Origin of the sequence: Gordonia sp. WA4-43, assembly GCF_020520305.1 — a bacterium.
GTDB lineage: Bacteria > Actinomycetota > Actinomycetes > Mycobacteriales > Mycobacteriaceae > Gordonia > Gordonia hongkongensis.
Genome location: NZ_CP084736.1, coordinates 3350170 through 3367055 on the forward strand (window position 1 = coordinate 3350170; position 16886 = coordinate 3367055).

Consider the following 16886-nt stretch of genomic DNA (forward strand, 5'->3'; position numbering starts at 1 on the left):
CATATGGTGGTCCAACGTCCAAGTGGTGGGCGCTTGGCGGCGCGCCGGTTGGCGGAACGCAGCGAGTACAGCACGACATTGGGGCGGTTGGCACGGTTCACCTTGGCGCACAGATTCCTCGTCATCGGGGCGTGGGTGGCTGTGGGTATCGTCTTGGCGATTCTGTTTCCCCAGCTGGAGACGGTGGTGCGGCAGCAGTCTGTTGATCCGATCCCTGCTGGGGTTCCATCGTTTCAAGCACTCGATCAGATGGGTGGTGCGTTCGGTGAGAAGGGCGCCAAGACCACTGTTTTCGTGACCATGGAGAACCCGAACGGGTTCACCGACGTGGCGCGGGAACGCTACGACATGCTCGTTCTGCAGCTGCGCGAAAATTTCGACGATGTGCAGTCAGTGCGGGATTTGCTTTCCGATCCGACGACGGCCGGCCAAGCCTTGAGTGAGGACGGGCAAGCCTGGTACCTGCCTGTCGGGGTCACCGGAACATTGGGAGGGCCAACGGCCACGCATGCTGTGGAGACCGTGCGCCAAACCGCGCAGCGCGTGTTTGACGGTACGGGCACCACTGTCCATGTCACCGGGCCGACAGCCACTTTCAGTGACCAGATCGTCAGTGCTGAAAGCGATTTAGTCGTGATCACTCTGGCGACGGTGGCGCTTATCGCGATCATTCTGTTGATCGTTTACCGATCGCTGTTCACCGCGCTGGTGCCGTTGTTGGTGATCGGTGTCAGCCTCGGCGTGGGCCGTGGCATCTTGTCCGCACTCGGCGAACTCGGTATGCCGGTATCGCAGTTCACCGTCGCGTTCATGACCGTCATCCTGCTCGGAGCCGGGGTCGACTACTCAGTCTTCTTCATCAGTCGCTATCACGAACGGCTACGCCAGGACGCCACCACCGAGGTTGCGCTCGTGGACGCGACAGCAACTATCGGACGGGTCATCCTGGCTTCAGCTGCCACGGTGGCGCTGGCCTTTTTGGCGATGGTCTTTGGTCAGCTGAGCGTGTTCTCCACCTTGGGTCCGGCATGCGCGATCGCCATCCTCATCGGATTCCTCGCCACGGTCACCCTGCTACCACCGGTGTTGCTGTGGGCGGCACGATTCGGCTGGGGCGCACCCAGGCGAGATCTGACCCGAAAGTACTGGAATCGCGTCGCCGTGCTCGTCGTGCGGCGTCCTGTGCCGCTGCTGGCACTAACCCTGGTCGGGCTAATCGTGCTTAGCGTCTTCGCGACGGGCATCCAGATCACCTTCGACGATCGTGAGGGGCAACCCGCGACAACCGACAGCAACGAAGGCTACGCGTTGCTCGACCGTCATTTCCCTCAAGACGTCACTATCACCGAGTTCCTCGTCGTAGATGCACCGATCGATCTCCGTACTGCCAGCGGGCTGGCCGATCTTGAGCAAATGGCCTCACGTGTATCCCAGATCCCCGGAGTGACTCGAGTCATCGGCGTTACCCGTCCCACCGGGGACAAGCTCGAGCAAGCCGAGCTGTCCTGGCAGAACGGCCAGATCGGGAACCGGCTGGCGGGTGCGGTCGACGATGGCCAGAACCGCCGCGGTGACCTCGAACAGCTCCGTACAGGCGCATTCCAACTCGCCGACGGGCTTACTCAGCTCGACACCCAGGTACGCACCAACTTGGCCCCCCTGGCCGGCATCCTCGATCAGGCAAGCACAGCCGGGCAGCAAATTCAGCAGTACCAGCCACTACTACGCCAACTCGCCGCATCTGCACCAGCGCTCGATCGCGCTTCTCAGAATGCCCCACAGCTGGCCGCGCTCACCCGCCAAACATCTGCAGCCCTGGCAACAGTGACCTCGATCCTGCCCATCCTCGATAATGCGCCCTGGTGCACCCAAGTCCCGCAGTGCGCAGCTCTGCGCGCGCAGACCCGCAATCTCGACGCCCTACTGAGCAACGGGACCCTCGACCAGATCGCCACGCTGTCAACACAACTCGCGCAGCTGGATACACCGATCTCAACAGTCACCGACCAACTCACTTCCACCGTCAACTCACTGGGCTCCACGCTGGGAAGCATCAGCAGCCAAGACCTTCCCGGCAAGCTCACCCAACTGCAAACAGGTATCAGTCAACTCGCGGCGGGATCACGCCAACTCGCCGCCGGTGTATCCGCGCTGATCGACAGCAACCTTCAACAACTCGCCGGGATGGCCGCGCTAGCCACACAACTACAAACCTCCGCCCGCGAGACCGCCGGAACAAACTCAGCAACCGGCTTCTACCTCCCACCTCAGGCCAACGCAGACCGCCGTTTCGTCGACGTCGCTCGCCAGTTCGTCTCGCCCGACGGCCATACCGTGCGCTACGCAATACAAACCAGCTTCGACCCCTACAGCACCGAGGCCATGCAACTGGCCGACACAATCACCGATGTCGCACTCGCCGCCAGACCGAACACAACCCTGCAGGACTCCAACATCGCGACAGCCGGGTTCCCCGCCATCAACGCCGATCTGCAACGTCTACTCACCGAAGACTTCCGACTCCTAGCGTTGGCCACCCTCACCATCGTCGGCCTGATCCTGATACTCCTACTCCGAGCACTCATCGCGCCGCTATACCTTCTGGGCACCGTCATACTCAACTACACCGCGGCACTGGGTATCGGCGTCCTGATCTTTCAACACATCCTCAAAACCGACATCGCCTGGCCCGTACCACTACTGGCCTTCATAGTCCTCGTCGCGGTCGGCGCCGACTACAACATGCTTCTCATCTCTCGCCTACGCGAAGAATCCCAAAACAACATCCGCATCGGCGTCCTGAGAACCGTCACCAACACCGGATCAGTCATCACCTCGGCCGGCCTCATCTTCGCTGCCAGCATGTTCGGACTCATGGCCGGATCCATCTCGATCATGACCCAGGTCGGACTCATCATCGGCATCGGCCTGCTGCTCGACACCTTCATCGTCCGCACCATCGTCGTGCCGACCATCGCCACACTTGTCGGCAGAGCAAGCTGGTGGCCGAGTACCCGAACCGACACGCATCCAGCGTCCCGCTAGTACGCACGCACGTGCCGAGATCTGACCGGCCCCGCCAGTCATCCAGCCATCGCGCCCACCTCATCGACTGACACCCGCTCGACGGTCGGCCGCGGCACCACACCCGACCCACGTGCGAGCGCCCCTCGCGTCGTTGACGCTGGTAGAACTCGCAGGAGGGCCCGTCGCGGCGTTGGGGACTGTCGCTGATTCGGTGTAAGTGGTTTTGATCGCCCCCGGCGTGGGGCAGGAGGAATCACGACGATGACCGACACAATCGGGGGCGTGGATGCCCCGGTGGCAGGGCCGGTTCAGACCGGTCAGGAACACGATGTCACCACCGCGGATGCGGTGCGTGAGCTCTCGAAGGCCGAGCAGGCTTTGGTGAGCGATCTGGTACGTAGCTCACGCGCTCAGGGAGTGGCTCTGACCGGTCCTGACGGGCTGCTCAAAGCGCTGACCAAGAGCGTGCTCGAAGCCGCGCTCGATGAAGAGATGACCGAACATCTTGGCTATGACAAACATGACGTGGCCGGCCGCAACACCGGCAATTCACGCAACGGCACGCGCACGAAACGGGTCCTGACCGACGCGTGCGGGCAGGTGCCCATCGAGGTGCCCCGCGACCGCAACGCCACCTTCGACCCGGTAATTGTCGGTAAGAGCAAACGTCGCGTCACCGATGTGGATCGGGTAGTGCTGTCGCTGTATGCCAAAGGCCTCACAACCGGCGAGATCTCAGCGCATTTCGCCGATGTCTACGGTGTCAACGGCGGCTGAAAACTGACCCCTTATCGACGGTTGAATTTTGACCCCCTTTGGTGTGGTTACTGGTCGGTGTTGACGAGTTCTCGTCGGGCTTTGGTGCGGTAGGAGTCGCCGTCGATAGCGATGACCTCGGCGTGATGGACGAGGCGGTCGATGAGTGCGGCGGCGACGACGTCGTCGGCGAAGACTTCGCCCCAACGGCCGAATGGCATGTTCGAGGTGATCAGAATCGAGCCTTGTTCGTAGCGACTGGCAATGAGTTGGAAGAACAGGTTGGCGGTGTCGGAGTCGAATGGGAGGTAGCCGATCTCGTCGATGATGATCAGTCGGTAGCGGCGGAGCCGTTTGAGTTCGGCGGCCAGGCGGCCGGTGGTGTGTGCCTCGGTCAGGCGGGTGGCCCATCCGGTGGCGGTGTCGAAGAGCACGGGGTAGGCGTTGTGTGCGGCTTTGATCCCGAGCGCGATCGCGAGGTGGGTTTTTCCCACCCCGGGTGGTCCGAGAAGGATCACGTTGTCGCTCTTGGCGATCCAGGTGCTGGTGGCCAGGTGGGCGATCACATCACGACGCAGTCCTGGAAGGTGGTCGAAGTTGAAGTCCTCGAGTGTTTTGACCGCAGGGAAGCGCGCGCCGCTGATCCGCAGCATGGTGCCGTTGGCTTCGCGTTCGCTGACCTGGCGGTCAAGAATCGCTGCGAGGTACTGCTCGTGGGTCCAGTTGTCGGTGCGGGCCCGCTCGGCCAATTCCGCCCAGCATCGGCGGATCGCTGGCATCTTCAACGCCCGCGCCGCGAACTCGATCTGTTTACCTGTTTGATTGTCGGACACAGTCTTTCGCCTTTCAATGCTGGTGGATGTGGTGGGCGGGTGAGCTTGGGGCGGGGTGGCAAAGTTCACCCCGAACAGCTCGTCGTAGTCCGGTAACGCCCGGATCGGCACCTCGTGGCCATCAGGGTGGGCGCGGATGCGGGCGGCGTTTCGGGCCCGGTTGGCGAGGTCTTGGCGGCGGTAATCGCGGCGCAGTTCTTTGGCTGCTCGCACGTGCTGAGGGTCGGCGATGGTGACGTGGTTGGCCCAGCTGCGCGCGTGGTCGGCGACGGTGACCTCGCCGCAGAGGATGCGCACCTGCTGCAGGTCGGCAGTGATGTCGACGAACCGACCGATCACCGACGGGTGCACCGAATAGTCATTGCCGGCTACACGTACGTAGTAGTCGCGACCGAGTCGCACCCGGCTACTCAAGCCGATATGCGGTGCGGTCGGAGGTAGGCCGGTCATCTGCTCGAGGTCCTCGGCGAACACGTCACACGGGCGTCGATCACCGATCGCGCGCACCACTCGGGTGTTGGCATGATCGGCCAGCCACCGATCGAACTGGGCGGTGAAATCGGCCGGTGAGCTGAACTGGCGGCCCGGCAGGAACGAGCTCTCGAAGAACCGGTTGTTGCGTTCGACCATGCCCTTGTACTCGGGGTCTCGCGGTGGCGCCAGCTCCAGCCGCGTACCCAACGTGCCCACGAAGCCGGCCGCCAACGCGGTGGGTGTGCCCTTGGGGCCGATCGCGGCTTCGCGGTCCCACACCAGTTTGCGGGTCACCCCGCCCAGTTGCGACAGCAGCAGCCACATTCCCGTCAGGATGTCTCCGCCCTGGCGAGACGGGATCATCACCGCCGACCGGTACCGGGAGAACGCCAACGTCATCACCAACACCGGTAGCATGGCGAACTGATTGTGGCTCAGAGGGATTCGGTAGTCCGGAAACCACAAATCCCACTGTGAACAGCCGCCGGGCTGATAGATCACCCGATCGGCTGGATCTACCCCACGAAACTCTGGACGAATAGCCCGGACCCGGTCTTTGAGGACCGTCAACGACCTCGTCCACCCAACCCGCTCGGCGATCACCGTCGCCGGCATCGTCGGATACTCCCGCAGCAACGCCCGGATCTGCGGTTCGAACGCGTCGACCGCCGAGCCCGTCGCCGGCCGCGAGTACTTCGGCGCGGTATCCGAAGCCAACGCCGCACGAACGGTGTTGCGGGCCACCCCCAACCGGCGCGCGATCTCCCTGATCGGCACACCCTCACTGCGATGCAAACGGCGGATCTCTGCCCATTGCTCCACTGAAATCACCCTCCTAACAAGACGGGGGGGGTCAAAATTCACCCGTCGTCAGGGGGTCAGTTTTCAGGCGTCGTCAACATACGGTGCGTCGGTATCGAAAGACACTGAACCGCCCCGGGTCTGTCGGAGGCTCTCGAACCTGTGAAGGATGGAGAGCATGGCAGCACCACGCAAGTACAGTGAGGAACTCAAGGACCGGGCCACCCGGATGGCATGTGAAGCGCGACGAGATCCCGATTCGTCGAGAGGTGCGATCAAGCGGATCGCCGATCAGCTCGGAGTCCATCCCGAGGCGTTGCGCAATTGGGTTCGTCAGGCCGAGATCGACGGCGGGGTCCGCCCGGGCACCACGAGTGAGGACGCTGACCGCATCGCGGCGTTGGAGCGGGAGAACCGTGAACTGCGGCGAGCGAACACGATCTTGAAGCAGGCTTCGGCTTTCTTTGCGGCGGAGATCGACCGCCCACAGCGCTGATCGTGGAGTTCGTCGCGGCTCACCGCGATGAACACGGAGTCGATCCGATCTGTGCGGCATTGCGCGATACGTCCGCCCAGATCGCTCCGTCCACGGTACGAGCCCACCTGAGCCCCCAGAAGACCGAGGCGCCTCGTGTGGTGCGTGACCGGGAGCTCCTTACCCAGGTCCGCGCGGTGCATGCCGACAACCTCGGCGTCTACGGTGCCCGCAAGGTGCATGCCCAATTGCGCAGACAGGGCCATAGTGCTGCCCGCTGCACCGTCGAGCGATTGATGAAAGCCGATGGGCTGCAAGGGATAGCGAGACTCAAGACACGCAAGACCACGCGCAGCGAGGGAGCTGAAACACCCCGGCCGGCTGACCGGGTCAACCGTCAGTTCACCGCGGCGGCACCGAACGCGTTGTGGGTGGCGGACCTGACCTACATCCGCACCCACTCGGGCTGGGTGTACGCGGCGTTCGTCCTGGACGTGTTCTCGCGGATGGTCGTCGGCTGGCAGGTCTCGACCACCATGCACACCGACCTCGCCCTCGACGCCCTGAACATGGGATTGTGGGCACGGTCGCGTGCCGGCCACGACGTGGCCGGGCTGATCCACCACTCCGACCGCGGAGTGCAATACCGAGCCATCCGCTACACCGAACGACTGGCCGAAGCCGAAGCGGTGACATCTGTTGGCTCCAAAGGGGATTCATACGACAACGCGATGGCTGAGGCGTTCAACTCGCTGTTCAAAGCCGAATGCATCCGTAACCCCGTGATGCGCCCGCGAGGCGGCTGGGCAGGTGTGGGCGAGGTCGAGATCGCCGTCGCTGAGTACGTCGAATGGTTCAACCACCGCCGCCTGCACGGCGAGATCGGACACGTCCCACCCGTCGAGTACGAGAGCGCCTACTGGTCGACCCACACCGTCACCAGCTACCGTGAGAACCCGGTCCCCGCAAACGCTGGAACCAACTAACCGAGCCTCCAGCAAACCCGGGGCGATTCACACCGTCTCCCGAATCACGGATCGGGTCATCGAAGAGATGGTGTCGTGGTGGGCACGCCCGCTGGAGAAAGTGTACGCGGCGGTGTTCATCGACGCGATCATGGTCAAGATCCGGGATGGGCAGGTGCGTAACCGGCCCATCTACGCCGCGATCGGGGTGGATCTCGACGGGCACAAAGACATCCTCGGCATGTGGGCCGGCGACGGCGACGGCGAGTCGGCCAGGTTCTGGCTGGCGGTGCTCACCGACCTCAAGAACAGGGGTGTCCGCGACATCTTCTTCGTTGTGTGTGACGGATTGAAAGGGTTGCCCGACAGTGTATCTGCCGCGTTCCCGTTGGCCACGGTACAGACGTGCATCATCCATCTGATCCGCAACACCTTCAAGTACGCCTCCCGCAAGTATTGGGACACGATCAGCGCCGATCTCAAACCGATCTACACCGCGCCGACCGCCGCTGACGCCCGGGCGCGGTGGGAGGAATTCGCCGAGAAATGGGGCACGCCGTACCCGGCGATCGTGACCCTGTGGGAGAGCGCGTGGGAGGAGTTCATCCCGTTCCTTGACTACGACGTCGAGATACGGCGAGTGTTGTGCTCCACCAACGCGATCGAAAGTCTCAACGCCCGCTACCGGCGTGCGGTGCGCGCTCGAGGACACTTCCCGAACGAGCAGTCCGCACTCAAAACGCTCTACCTGGTCACCCGGTCGCTGGACCCGAAGGGTACCGGTCAGACGAAGTGGGCCGTACGCTGGAAGCCAGCGCTCAACGCCCCGGCCATCACGTTCGCCGATCGTATGCCCGCAGCCGAAGAACGCTGACCCGCCGAGCAATCGGAAAACCGCCGCTTACACCGAATATCGGACAGACCCGTCGGGGCCCGATTCCCGCCGAGCTCGTGGTGAGCGTGCGTGAGACGCTGGGTGGGGGTCGTCCAGAACGGGGGGTGTCCCTATGGGTTTGTCAAGCAGCTGAAGCGATTGGGGTTCGGTAGGGCTCGCTGTGCTTGAGCATCGCGTAGAGGACGTCGCATCGTCGGCGTGCCAGGCAGATGAGGGCGGCGTTGTGTTTCTTTCCTTCGGCGCGTTTGCGGTCGTAGTAGGCGCGGCTGGTGGGGTCGTGCAGTGCGGCGAACGCGGAGAGGAAGAAGGCTCGTTTGAGTTTGCGGTTTCCGAATCGGGCGGGGTGCTCGCCACGGATGGAGGTGCCGGATCGGTGGGTGACTGGTGCGATGCCGGCGTAGGCGGCCAGGTGGCCTGCGGTGGCGAATGCTGAACCGTCGCCGACTTCGAGGAGGATGCGGGCTGCTGTGTAGGGGTCGTAGCGGATCTGGTTTCGCACCGCGGCAAAGTGGCTCCGCGCCATGTCTCGATCGTTGTCCGCGTCGCCGGTAGCATCACGGGTGGACGCCTGCACGGTGGCGTGGTCGAAGGCCAGGATACGTGACGCTGCGAGAAGAACTGCAGGCTTCCCGGTTGCCTCCTGTCGATGTCACAGGACCCGGGTCAGCGGGAACCGGCGTCCTGCTGATGGTAATGCTCCTGCGTGCGTTTGTGTGAACGCGGCGGCCCTGCTTAGCGTCCTCCTCGCGGACTTGCCGCGACAGGCCGGTTAGCCTGACAAGGATGCTGCGGCCTTTCGTAGTGACGCCTCCAGGGTCGTTTCCGCCTCGGGTAGAGCCGCCGCGAGGGTTGTGACGGATCGGAGCCGCTCGGATGAGGCGTGATCCTTCTGTACTGCTGCGCGTGCGACTGCAGTCCAGGATGTCGCCGCATGGTGGGCGTTGGCTGCAAGGATGGCGGTGGCGTGATCGCCGGTGAGGCGCGCGATTTCGTCGCAGCCCTGTGCCAGCAGTCGGCGGAACAGGCCGCCGCCGGTCCCCGCTTTCTCGATGAAGGCGCCGAGGCTGAATAAATGCATCTCGAGGTCGTCGGTCGACAGGGCTCCCCAGCTGCAGACGTCGGATGCGAGCGCGCTGGCAGCGTCGAGGCCGTGTGACCCGTGTTCTGCGGGCCCGGCGATCGTCGATGCGCCTGGGGTGCTCAGGCTCGCTGCGGATTGTGCGAATGCCTGTGCGGCCACCTCGAGAATCGAAGGTGGCGTCTGTGGCCAATTGATACGAAACAGCGTGTGTCGGGTTGGCTCCGGGAAGGAGGTCGAGCGGCGCGCGCGTGCGAGTGCGTCCAGTGGGACGCGTTGAAGGTCTTCGCGATCGTTGTCGGCGATGTACGCGACGCCTTGCGTCTCGTCGTAGCCGACTACAACGATGTCGTGGCGGCTCATGCGCAACTGGACCCGCAGGTAGGGGAGTTCTGCGATCTCCGCCCAGACCAGTGCAGGGCGTCCCTGATCGATCTCGCCACGAAGGTTCTCCCAACCCTCGGCCGGGTCGTCTGTGGCAAGCACCTCGACGGTGCCGCCCAGACGGCGGGGGAGGTCGATCTCAAAATCAGGTCCTCGTCCGACTAAGTACACGGGTGGCATCAGCGCTTTTGATCGAATGTAGGTGAGGGAGAGGGCTCCGCCGAGGGCAAAGACGAGGCCCTCGTCGGGTGGGCCGTCGTAACCGAGCCCGGTCCACTCCATGAGGTCTCGCATCGCACCGGACCCACAGTGGCCACCCATTCGGTGCGGGTAGGGGTCGATCATCGAGGGGCCGGACACTGACACGATCCTCCTGTGTTGAGGCGGTACGAAAATTGTCGATTGCCGGGCCGACGACTGAGGCAGACCGGGTTAGGCGTGGAATGCATCTAGTGACGTCGCACGCTGCGTGAGTATAAGAGGGCCATAGGCCTCTTTGAGAGCCACCAGGATGTTGTCGAGAGGCAGGTCGTTGTACACACCTCTTTCGCGGACGTACTCCATGTGTGTTGAGCCGTCCGCGGAGTGAGCGTGGAGCAACGCGTCGCTGTCGCCGGTGAAGTCGATCGGGGCGACTCCGAACCGCGCGCACAGTTCCGAGTTGAACGCGGGTGTCGCCTTGAGCCACCGTCCGTCTATGTAGACGTGGCTGTACCCGTGATAGACGAAGACGTCGGTTCCCATCAGCTCACGTAGGGCGCCCGTTTGGAGGTGATTACGGACGTCGGCGAAGCCTAGCCGCGCTGGGATCCCGGCGGCGCGGAATGCGGCGGTAAGCACGACGGCCTTGGGGACGCAGTATCCACGCCCGGATTCGATTACATGGCTGGCCCGGTAGTGCTCTGGGTCGTTGGAGACGGTGTACGGGTCGTAGCGGATGGCGTCGCGCACCGCGGTGAACAGGCGGCCGGCTTTGTCTTTGTCGGTGGTCGCGTTGCCGACGGCTTCGCGTGTGAAGGTTGCGACGGTGGCGTGCTCGATGTCGAGGAAGCGTGAACCCGTCAGCGCCGCCGGGCTGACCGCATTTGTCGGTGATGTGGTCATGGGGCCGCTCCGATCAATTCGGACCTGACGATCGGCGCTCGTTGTGCAATGGCGCGCTTGGCGGTCACGAAGTCAGCGGGTCTGTTGACGCAGTCAGCTGCAATCAGTTCTCCGGCGGTTAAGTAGTAGCAGGTGAAGTCGCGGCCATGGGCGGGGTTGCCGCTGACCAGCACCTCGTCGTATCCGGTGTTGAGCCCGGCGATCTGGAGTTTGAGGTCGTATTGGTCGGACCAGAACCATGGCAGTGCGGCGCGACCGGTTGTGTTGTCGCAGATTGTGGCCGCCGCGATCTTGGCGTGCTCGGTTGTTGCGGACACGCACTCGAGACGAACACGTCGCCCGTACCGCTCGATTCGGTGGTTGGCGCAGTCGCCGGCTGCGACGATGTCAGGATCGCTGGTACGAGCGCGGTCGTCGACGAGGATGCCGTTTTCGACGTCGATGCCCGCAGCTGCTGCGAGCTCCGTGTTCGGAATGACGCCGACGCCGACGATGACCAGGTCAGCGGCCAGCGTCTCCCCCCCGGACAGGACAACGCCGTCGACTCGTTCGTCGCCGCGGAACCCTTCGACCATTGCGTCGGTCCGTACCTCGACACCCTTCTCGCGGTGAATTCGATCGAAGAATTCCGACACGACGGGCGCCGTGACACGTTCGAGTACGCGTCCTGCCGCCTCCAGGACGGTGACCTCGACACCCAGGGTTCGAAGCGAGGCCGCTGTCTCCAGGCCGATGTACCCGCCGCCGACAATGACGACCCGCGAACCCGGGACCGCGGCGGCGCGGATGGCCTCGACATCGGTGGCGGTGCGCAGATAGTGCACGCCCGGCAGGTCGGCGCCGGGGACCGGCAGTGCGCGAGCTCGAGCGCCGGTGCACAGGGCCAACTTCGAGTAGGACACCGCGTCGTTGTTGCCAAGAGTGACGGTTCGTTCGGCACGGTCGATCGAGGTCACGGTCCCGTCGACGAGCTCGATCCGTTGCTTGTCGTAGAACTGGCGGCTCCGAATCGCGACATCGTCGAGATGGCAATCGCCAGCCAGGTATGCCTTGGACAGCGGCGGCCGCTGATACGGCAGGCGGCCCTCGTCGCCGATCAGCAGGATGGCCCCAGCCCACTTCTCCTTGCGCAAATTGGCCGCCAGCTGTGCGCCCGCGTGGCTTGCGCCGACGATCACGACCCGATCAGTACTCACGTCTCCGGCTTGGGAGTCAGACGGACCATCATCTTGCTGATCCCACGAACGAAGTTGGACTGCACGTACTCCGGATCACCGACCACCTCGATGTCGTCGAAGCGCTCGAGAAGTTCTTCCCAGAGAATGCGCAACTGCAATTCGGCCAAACGGTTTCCCATGCAACGGTGCACACCGAAACCGAACGCGATGTGGTTGCGAGCGTTGGACCGATCGATGATGAGCTCGTCCGGGCGGTCGAACACTCGCTCGTCGCGGTTGCCGGAGGCATACCACATGACGACTTTGTCACCTGCGCGGATGAACTGACCGTTGAGCATCACGTCCTTCTTGGCGACCCGACGCATGTATGCCAGCGGGGTTTGCCACCGGATAATCTCCGACACCGCATTGGGAATCAGATCCGGATTGGCTTTGAGTTTCTCGAACTGCTCGGGAAACTCGTTGAGAGCCAGCACTCCGCCGCTCATCGAGTTGCGGGTGGTGTCGTTGCCGCCGACGATCAGCAGCACGAGGTTCCCGAGGAACTCCATCGGGCTATTGTCGAGAAGGTTCTTGGTGTCCTCGTTGCTCTGCAGCATGGTGATGAGGTCGAATCCGGTCTCCTCGCCTGCCGCGGTCCGCGCGGCCTTGTCTCGCCACAGCGCACTCAAGCCCTGTGCCATCGCGACCATCTCGCGGAAAACTTTGTCGTTGTCCGATGGTCCGCCGTTGGCCTGCTCCATCGACGTGGCCAAATCCGACCACTGGACGAGTTTGTGGCGCTGCTCGTAGGGGTAGTCGAGCAATGTCGCGAGCATCCGCGCGGTCAGTTCGACCGACACGGTCTGGACCCAGTCGAACGGTTCGTCGAGCGGTAGCTCCTCGACGACTTCCCGGACGCGAGACCGGATGAGGCCCTCCATCTCGCGCAGGTTCTTCGGTGCGACGACTCCCTGGACGGCGGCGCGCTGCTTGTCGTGCCGCGGCGGGTCCATGGCGATGAACATCGCGATATCCATGAAACGCGGGGGCCGACCGATGATGATGAACGGTTCGGCGGAGAACGCTTCATGGTTTTTGTCGACAGCGATGATGTCGGCATGTCGAGTGACCGACCAGAACGGCCCGAAGGGACTGCGGGGCTGGAAGTGAACGGGCGCCTCATTGCGCACACGCTCGAAGTAGGACCGCCACATGCCCTGTCGGTAGAGAAATGGGTTGCTCAGATCGATGTCAGTGAGTTCGACGTCCTCGACCGGCGGGATGGGGGTCTCGGTGAAGATTTTCTTGCCGTCGGTTCGGGTGACGATCCGGCGGGTCTTGTCATAGACGTGAGCGCCACGGATCTGCAGATCGATCGGGATCATGGACTGCGCCTTCTCGGCGATCGCGGTGGTAATGCTCATCTGAAAGTCGCTCTCATTCTCTCACTTCACAACTGGAACTCGGGGAGGTGAACGGTCAACCCGTCCCACTCTTCGCGCGCGGTCATCTGACACGACAGCCGCGAGTTGGCCTCACGCTCGGGGTGCATGCTCAACATGCCTTCTTCGACGTCTGTGCTGTGGCCGACGGTGTCGATCCACGCGCTGTCGACGACGACGTGGCAGGTTCCGCATGCCGCCTCACCGCCACAGTCGCCATCAATGCCCGGTATCGCCTGGTCGACCGCGGTCTGCATCAGTGACCTGCCGGGCATCACCGGCGCGGGGTAGTCCTCGCCGTCGTGGGTCACGTAGGTGATCGTGGCCATGGCCACCTCCTTGTTCCTGGGTCGTAGAGATGAGTGTGCGCGCGGCGAATGTGGTCGATCCAGGTTCGGACGTCGCGATGTCTTGTTAACTTGGCTCATATGAGCCTTGTCGAGTCGGGGATGCCGCCGCTGGCGTTCGCCCAGCTCCTCGACAGCGGCGCCTTGGGCGCGGCGGAGACCCGAGCGTTCGAACGCATCATGGCCCGCGAGGGCGTCGATCTCGCGGTCGTCATTGCGCGACAGGGCCAAGTGCCTGTCCGGTGGTTTCACGAGGTGTATCCGGCGATGGATTCCCAGCAGGGATTCCGGTTGGGCGTAGCGTTCGCCGAGCACGCTCAGCTCACCTCGTTCGGCCCCATCAGTTTGCCGCTGGTCAGTGCGGGTTCCGTCGTCGAAGTTGTTCAACTGCTTCAGTTCTTGCCCCTGATATCGACCGCGCTGAGCACCGAGTTCCAGCACGGAGATTCTGGACTGACGATCGCTCTGGCCGGGCGCACCGACAGCGCCGGCACCGATTGTTTCGCCGTCACCTACGGTGGTCTGGCTGTCCTGCGGTTGGTGGACATGCTCGCCGGTGCCGTCCCCTCCGTGGAGCTTCATCTGACATGCCAGGCGCCGGCAGACCTGATCGCCGTGGGTGAGATCGGCCATCGGATCGTTTTCAACGCGCCCGCGGCGTTCGTGCACATACCGGCTGCCGTGCTCTACGACGTGTGCCGTTTCTCCGACCCCGTGGCCTACCGGATCGGTATTGCCGAGCTTCGACGCGTCTACGAACAGCGTAGGCCCAGTTCCTACACGCAGCTGGTCCGCGCACAGTTCGATGCCGACCCTGCCCGCGCTGACGGTGCTCGTATCGCGGCGGAGCTGTCGATATCGGTGAGCACACTCAAGCGACGCCTGAACGCCGAGGGCACCACCCTGCGTCGCCTGCGGCAGCAGTTCGTCCAAGAACGGGCCACCGCGCGACTGCTGGATCCGGGCATCGGTGTCGGCGAGATAGCCGCAGAACTGGGGTACTCCGACGCCGCCAGCTTCTCTCATGCGTTCACACGGTGGGTCGGATGCTCCCCGACGCGGTTTCGCCGCGCACCGGCGAATCGGCAGGCAGCGCCGGGCATCTGAGCAGGTCAGTCCGCGCGAAGAAGATTGACGAAAAAGCTGTCTACCGTGGAGGTGTCGGCGTAGCGCGCGAAGTGCATGAGATCGACTTTCACGAACTCGCCGGTGGCGGAAAAGTAGGTCTCGCCGTCCACAGTCCCGCTCGCCCCGATGTGCAGGATGTGATCGGCGTCCTCGTCGATGCACGCCGTAAGACGTACTGGTACGTGGAGGGGTACCGGTCGGCGGTACTTGACGGTCAACGTGCGCGTGACGGCCGGGGTGCCGGCGATCCACAGCGTGAATCCCATGATGTCGTCGCACGCGGCCGAGATAGCGCCTCCGTGCGCCAAACCTGGTCCACCGGAATGCTTGGTGGTGAAAGAGTGATCGGCAAAAACGCGGTCGCCGTCGCGGTACACCTCGAGCTGCAGGCCGCTGGCATTCTCCGGCCCGCAGCCCATGCACGATGGGGAGTGTGCGGGCAGTTTGGTGGGTGCTGACATCACAGTCCTCGAATCGATGCTCGTGCCGGTAGCAGACCACTACCAACGGTATCGTTGGTAGAATGCCACATCCACGCTGGACCAACAGCGTGAGGAGACCTGGTGGCGGTGAGCATCAATGGCCTCGACGACGTCGATCCGCGGCGGGTTCGTTCCCGGAACCGTCTGCTCGACGCCACGGCGGTGTTGCTGCGCAGCGGGGGAGTGGAGGCTGTCACCGTCGAGGCGGTCACGAGCGTTCCCGCAGCTGGAGACAGTCGTGCGGCAGCAGTCGGTCGACCCGATCCCTGCGGGAGTGCCGTCGTTTCAGTCATTCGACCGGATGGGCACGGCGTTCGGGGAGAAAGGCGCCAAGACAACGGCGTTTATCGCCATGGAGAACCGTGGCGGCCTCACCCCGACGGTGCGTGCACGCTACGACGAGCTTGTCCAGGAACTTCGTGGCACCACCGCCGATGTCGCTTCCGCCCGCGACCTGGTGGGGGGATCGCCGATGTGTGTTGTCGAACTTGTCAGGATGTAAAGCCTGGGACGGGATCACGGTCGTTCTAGAAGTACTGGCCGACGTCGGCAATCTTGTAGGCCACCGGGTCATGCAGGCTGTGCGTCCGGATGTTGCGCCAGAACCGGTCCAGCCCCAAACGCGGGTGTGTCCCACGCGCCCCGATGACCTCGAAGATCCGGCTGCCTATAGACAGACCCGCCTCGGTGGCCAAGACCTTCACCCCCGACACCTGAACCATCAGCGAGGCCCGATCGGCGGGTGCCAAAGCATCACCCTTCTCCCAGATCCGCTGCACCGCGTGCGACGCATCGCGGGCCGCCGCGTCAGCGCCTTGTAGTTTAATCGCAAGCTCTCCAAAGGTCCGAACTACGTATGGATCCTGCGTGGCCTCAGAAACCCCCGCAGGGGTCCATGGCCGTGCGTGCTCCAGCGTGTATTCGCGAGCGGAGTCCAGCGCTTCGGCGGCAATTCCTATGTAGACGTGCGAGAAGATCAGTTGCACCAACGGGCCGAATAGGCTGGCGCGCCTATAGCCGAAAAAGTCGGTGATCACGCTGTTCGGAGCCCCCAACACCTCGTGCGGAAGCACTTGAACATCTTTGAAGTCCGTTGTACCGCTGTCGGTCCGCCGCATCCCCAGGGCTTTCCAGTCATTGTTGGGACGCACTCCCCCTCGGTCGGTGGGTATGACCGCTGTGATATTCCCGACCGCTCGGGTGAGTCATCATCCTGCGCCACGCCAAACACCAGAAGCAGATCGGATCCGAGCGCCCCGCTACAGAAATGCTTGGTCCCGTTCAGCACGTAACCACCGTCGTCGCGTGGGGTTGCACGCACCTTCCAGTCGAGAATGTGACTGTTGTTCTCGCTCAACGCGTTCCCCGTCCAGGAACCCTGCGCCACGCGGCGGTAAGTGGCGTCGCGCTGCTCCGGCGAGCCGAGGAGTTCGATGAAGGCTGCACACACGAGGTGGTATCCGTAGAGGTGGCCAAGCGAGCCGTCGACCTTGGCAATCTCGCGGATTACTGCGAAGACTGAATCGCCCCGGGTT

General features: G+C 63.5%; 11 protein-coding genes, 6 pseudogenes and 1 other annotated feature. Of the genes and pseudogenes, 7 read left to right on the top strand and 10 right to left on the bottom strand.

Translation table 11 applies throughout. The annotated features are described in order from the left end of the window. The first annotated feature begins 3 nt into the window (after nucleotides 1-3). Entirely contained in the window at nucleotides 4-3045 is a 3042-nt protein-coding gene (locus LEL84_RS14985; RefSeq protein ID WP_033206569.1) for an RND family transporter, read from the top strand. 243 nt (nucleotides 3046-3288) lie between these two features. Next, a pseudogene (locus LEL84_RS14990) lies at nucleotides 3289-3795 on the top strand (transposase); the annotation flags it as partial. Between the two features lie 56 nt (nucleotides 3796-3851). Here LEL84_RS14990 and istB read toward each other — a convergent pair. Next, nucleotides 3852-4616 carry an IS21-like element helper ATPase IstB gene (gene istB / locus LEL84_RS14995; protein ID WP_004021756.1) on the bottom strand — a complete coding sequence of 255 codons (765 nt, stop codon included), beginning with the start codon at nucleotides 4614-4616 and terminating at the stop codon, nucleotides 3852-3854. A 63-nt stretch (nucleotides 4617-4679) separates the two neighbouring features. Beyond that, nucleotides 4680-5921, bottom strand: a pseudogene (gene istA / locus LEL84_RS15000) (IS21 family transposase); the annotation flags it as partial. A gap of 148 nt (nucleotides 5922-6069) precedes the next feature. On the opposite strand from istA, the gene LEL84_RS15005 reads away from it, so the two are divergent. Together LEL84_RS15005 and LEL84_RS15010 are read left to right on the top strand one after the other, a co-directional pair. After that, nucleotides 6070-7352 (top strand): IS3 family transposase gene (locus LEL84_RS15005; RefSeq protein ID WP_226512018.1). Its coding sequence is split into 2 segments (ribosomal slippage): nucleotides 6070-6358 and nucleotides 6358-7352, totalling 1284 coding nucleotides; the frame shifts between segments, so codons are not numbered across the junction. Further along, nucleotides 6348-6476 (top strand) — a sequence feature (AL1L pseudoknot). (Overlaps the previous gene by 129 nt.) A gap of 31 nt (nucleotides 7353-7383) precedes the next feature. Next, nucleotides 7384-8205, top strand: a pseudogene (locus LEL84_RS15010) (IS256 family transposase); the annotation flags it as partial. A 142-nt stretch (nucleotides 8206-8347) separates the two neighbouring features. On the opposite strand, the pseudogene LEL84_RS15015 reads toward LEL84_RS15010, so the two are convergent. The 6 genes and pseudogenes from LEL84_RS15015 to LEL84_RS15040 all read right to left on the bottom strand — a co-directional run. After that, nucleotides 8348-8695: pseudogene (locus LEL84_RS15015) on the bottom strand (transposase); the annotation flags it as partial. A gap of 300 nt (nucleotides 8696-8995) precedes the next feature. Further along, the gene (locus tag LEL84_RS15020; RefSeq protein WP_172622077.1) at nucleotides 8996-10009 is read right to left on the bottom strand and encodes a BtrH N-terminal domain-containing protein; all 1014 of its coding nucleotides are present in this window, start codon (nucleotides 10007-10009) and stop codon (nucleotides 8996-8998) included. A gap of 111 nt (nucleotides 10010-10120) precedes the next feature. Then, nucleotides 10121-10792, bottom strand: a complete 672-nt coding sequence (locus LEL84_RS15025; protein ID WP_004020618.1) for a transglutaminase-like domain-containing protein — start codon at nucleotides 10790-10792, stop codon at nucleotides 10121-10123. Beyond that, nucleotides 10789-11988 (bottom strand): NAD(P)/FAD-dependent oxidoreductase, encoded by a 1200-nt coding sequence (locus LEL84_RS15030; RefSeq protein ID WP_014928948.1) that lies wholly within the window; start codon nucleotides 11986-11988, stop codon nucleotides 10789-10791. The genes LEL84_RS15025 and LEL84_RS15030 overlap by 4 nt, the downstream gene beginning before the upstream one ends. Beyond that, nucleotides 11985-13376: a cytochrome P450 gene (locus tag LEL84_RS15035; protein ID WP_004020620.1), complete on the bottom strand. Its 1392-nt coding sequence runs from the start codon at nucleotides 13374-13376 to the stop codon at nucleotides 11985-11987. The genes LEL84_RS15030 and LEL84_RS15035 overlap by 4 nt, the downstream gene beginning before the upstream one ends. Nucleotides 13377-13402: 26 nt before the next feature. Further along, nucleotides 13403-13723, bottom strand: a complete 321-nt coding sequence (locus tag LEL84_RS15040) for a 2Fe-2S iron-sulfur cluster-binding protein (RefSeq protein WP_004020621.1) — start codon at nucleotides 13721-13723, stop codon at nucleotides 13403-13405. A gap of 99 nt (nucleotides 13724-13822) precedes the next feature. Here LEL84_RS15040 and LEL84_RS15045 point away from each other — a divergent pair, with 99 nt between their 5' ends. Continuing rightward, complete coding sequence (locus LEL84_RS15045; RefSeq protein WP_004020622.1) at nucleotides 13823-14848, top strand: helix-turn-helix domain-containing protein; 1026 nt, start codon at nucleotides 13823-13825, stop codon at nucleotides 14846-14848. Between the two features lie 5 nt (nucleotides 14849-14853). Here the strand turns inward: LEL84_RS15045 and LEL84_RS15050 are convergent, their stop codons facing one another. Then, on the bottom strand, nucleotides 14854-15330 hold the full coding sequence (locus LEL84_RS15050; RefSeq protein ID WP_004020623.1) for a PaaI family thioesterase: 477 nt from the start codon (nucleotides 15328-15330) through the stop codon (nucleotides 14854-14856). Between the two features lie 108 nt (nucleotides 15331-15438). On the opposite strand from LEL84_RS15050, the pseudogene LEL84_RS15055 reads away from it, so the two are divergent. Both LEL84_RS15055 and LEL84_RS15060 read left to right on the top strand, forming a co-directional pair. Continuing rightward, nucleotides 15439-15564: pseudogene (locus LEL84_RS15055) on the top strand (TetR family transcriptional regulator); the annotation flags it as partial. Between the two features lie 4 nt (nucleotides 15565-15568). Next, a pseudogene (locus tag LEL84_RS15060) lies at nucleotides 15569-15811 on the top strand (MMPL family transporter); the annotation flags it as partial. Between the two features lie 67 nt (nucleotides 15812-15878). Here LEL84_RS15060 and LEL84_RS15065 read toward each other — a convergent pair. Then, a complete protein-coding gene (locus LEL84_RS15065; RefSeq protein WP_226512019.1) occupies nucleotides 15879-16502 on the bottom strand; it encodes an acyl-CoA dehydrogenase family protein in 624 nt (207 codons plus the stop codon). Nucleotides 16503-16886 lie beyond the last annotated feature (384 nt).

Coding starts and splice junctions, on each gene's coding strand:
- LEL84_RS15040 (WP_004020621.1), bottom strand. CDS start 13,723: ATGGCCACGATCACCTACGTGACCCACGACGGCGAGGACTACCCCGCG.
- LEL84_RS14985 (WP_033206569.1), top strand. CDS start 4: ATGGTGGTCCAACGTCCAAGTGGTGGGCGCTTGGCGGCGCGCCGGTTG.
- LEL84_RS15025 (WP_004020618.1), bottom strand. CDS start 10,792: ATGACCACATCACCGACAAATGCGGTCAGCCCGGCGGCGCTGACGGGT.
- LEL84_RS15050 (WP_004020623.1), bottom strand. CDS start 15,330: ATGTCAGCACCCACCAAACTGCCCGCACACTCCCCATCGTGCATGGGC.
- LEL84_RS15045 (WP_004020622.1), top strand. CDS start 13,823: ATGAGCCTTGTCGAGTCGGGGATGCCGCCGCTGGCGTTCGCCCAGCTC.
- LEL84_RS15035 (WP_004020620.1), bottom strand. CDS start 13,376: ATGAGCATTACCACCGCGATCGCCGAGAAGGCGCAGTCCATGATCCCG.
- LEL84_RS15020 (WP_172622077.1), bottom strand. CDS start 10,009: ATGGGTGGCCACTGTGGGTCCGGTGCGATGCGAGACCTCATGGAGTGG.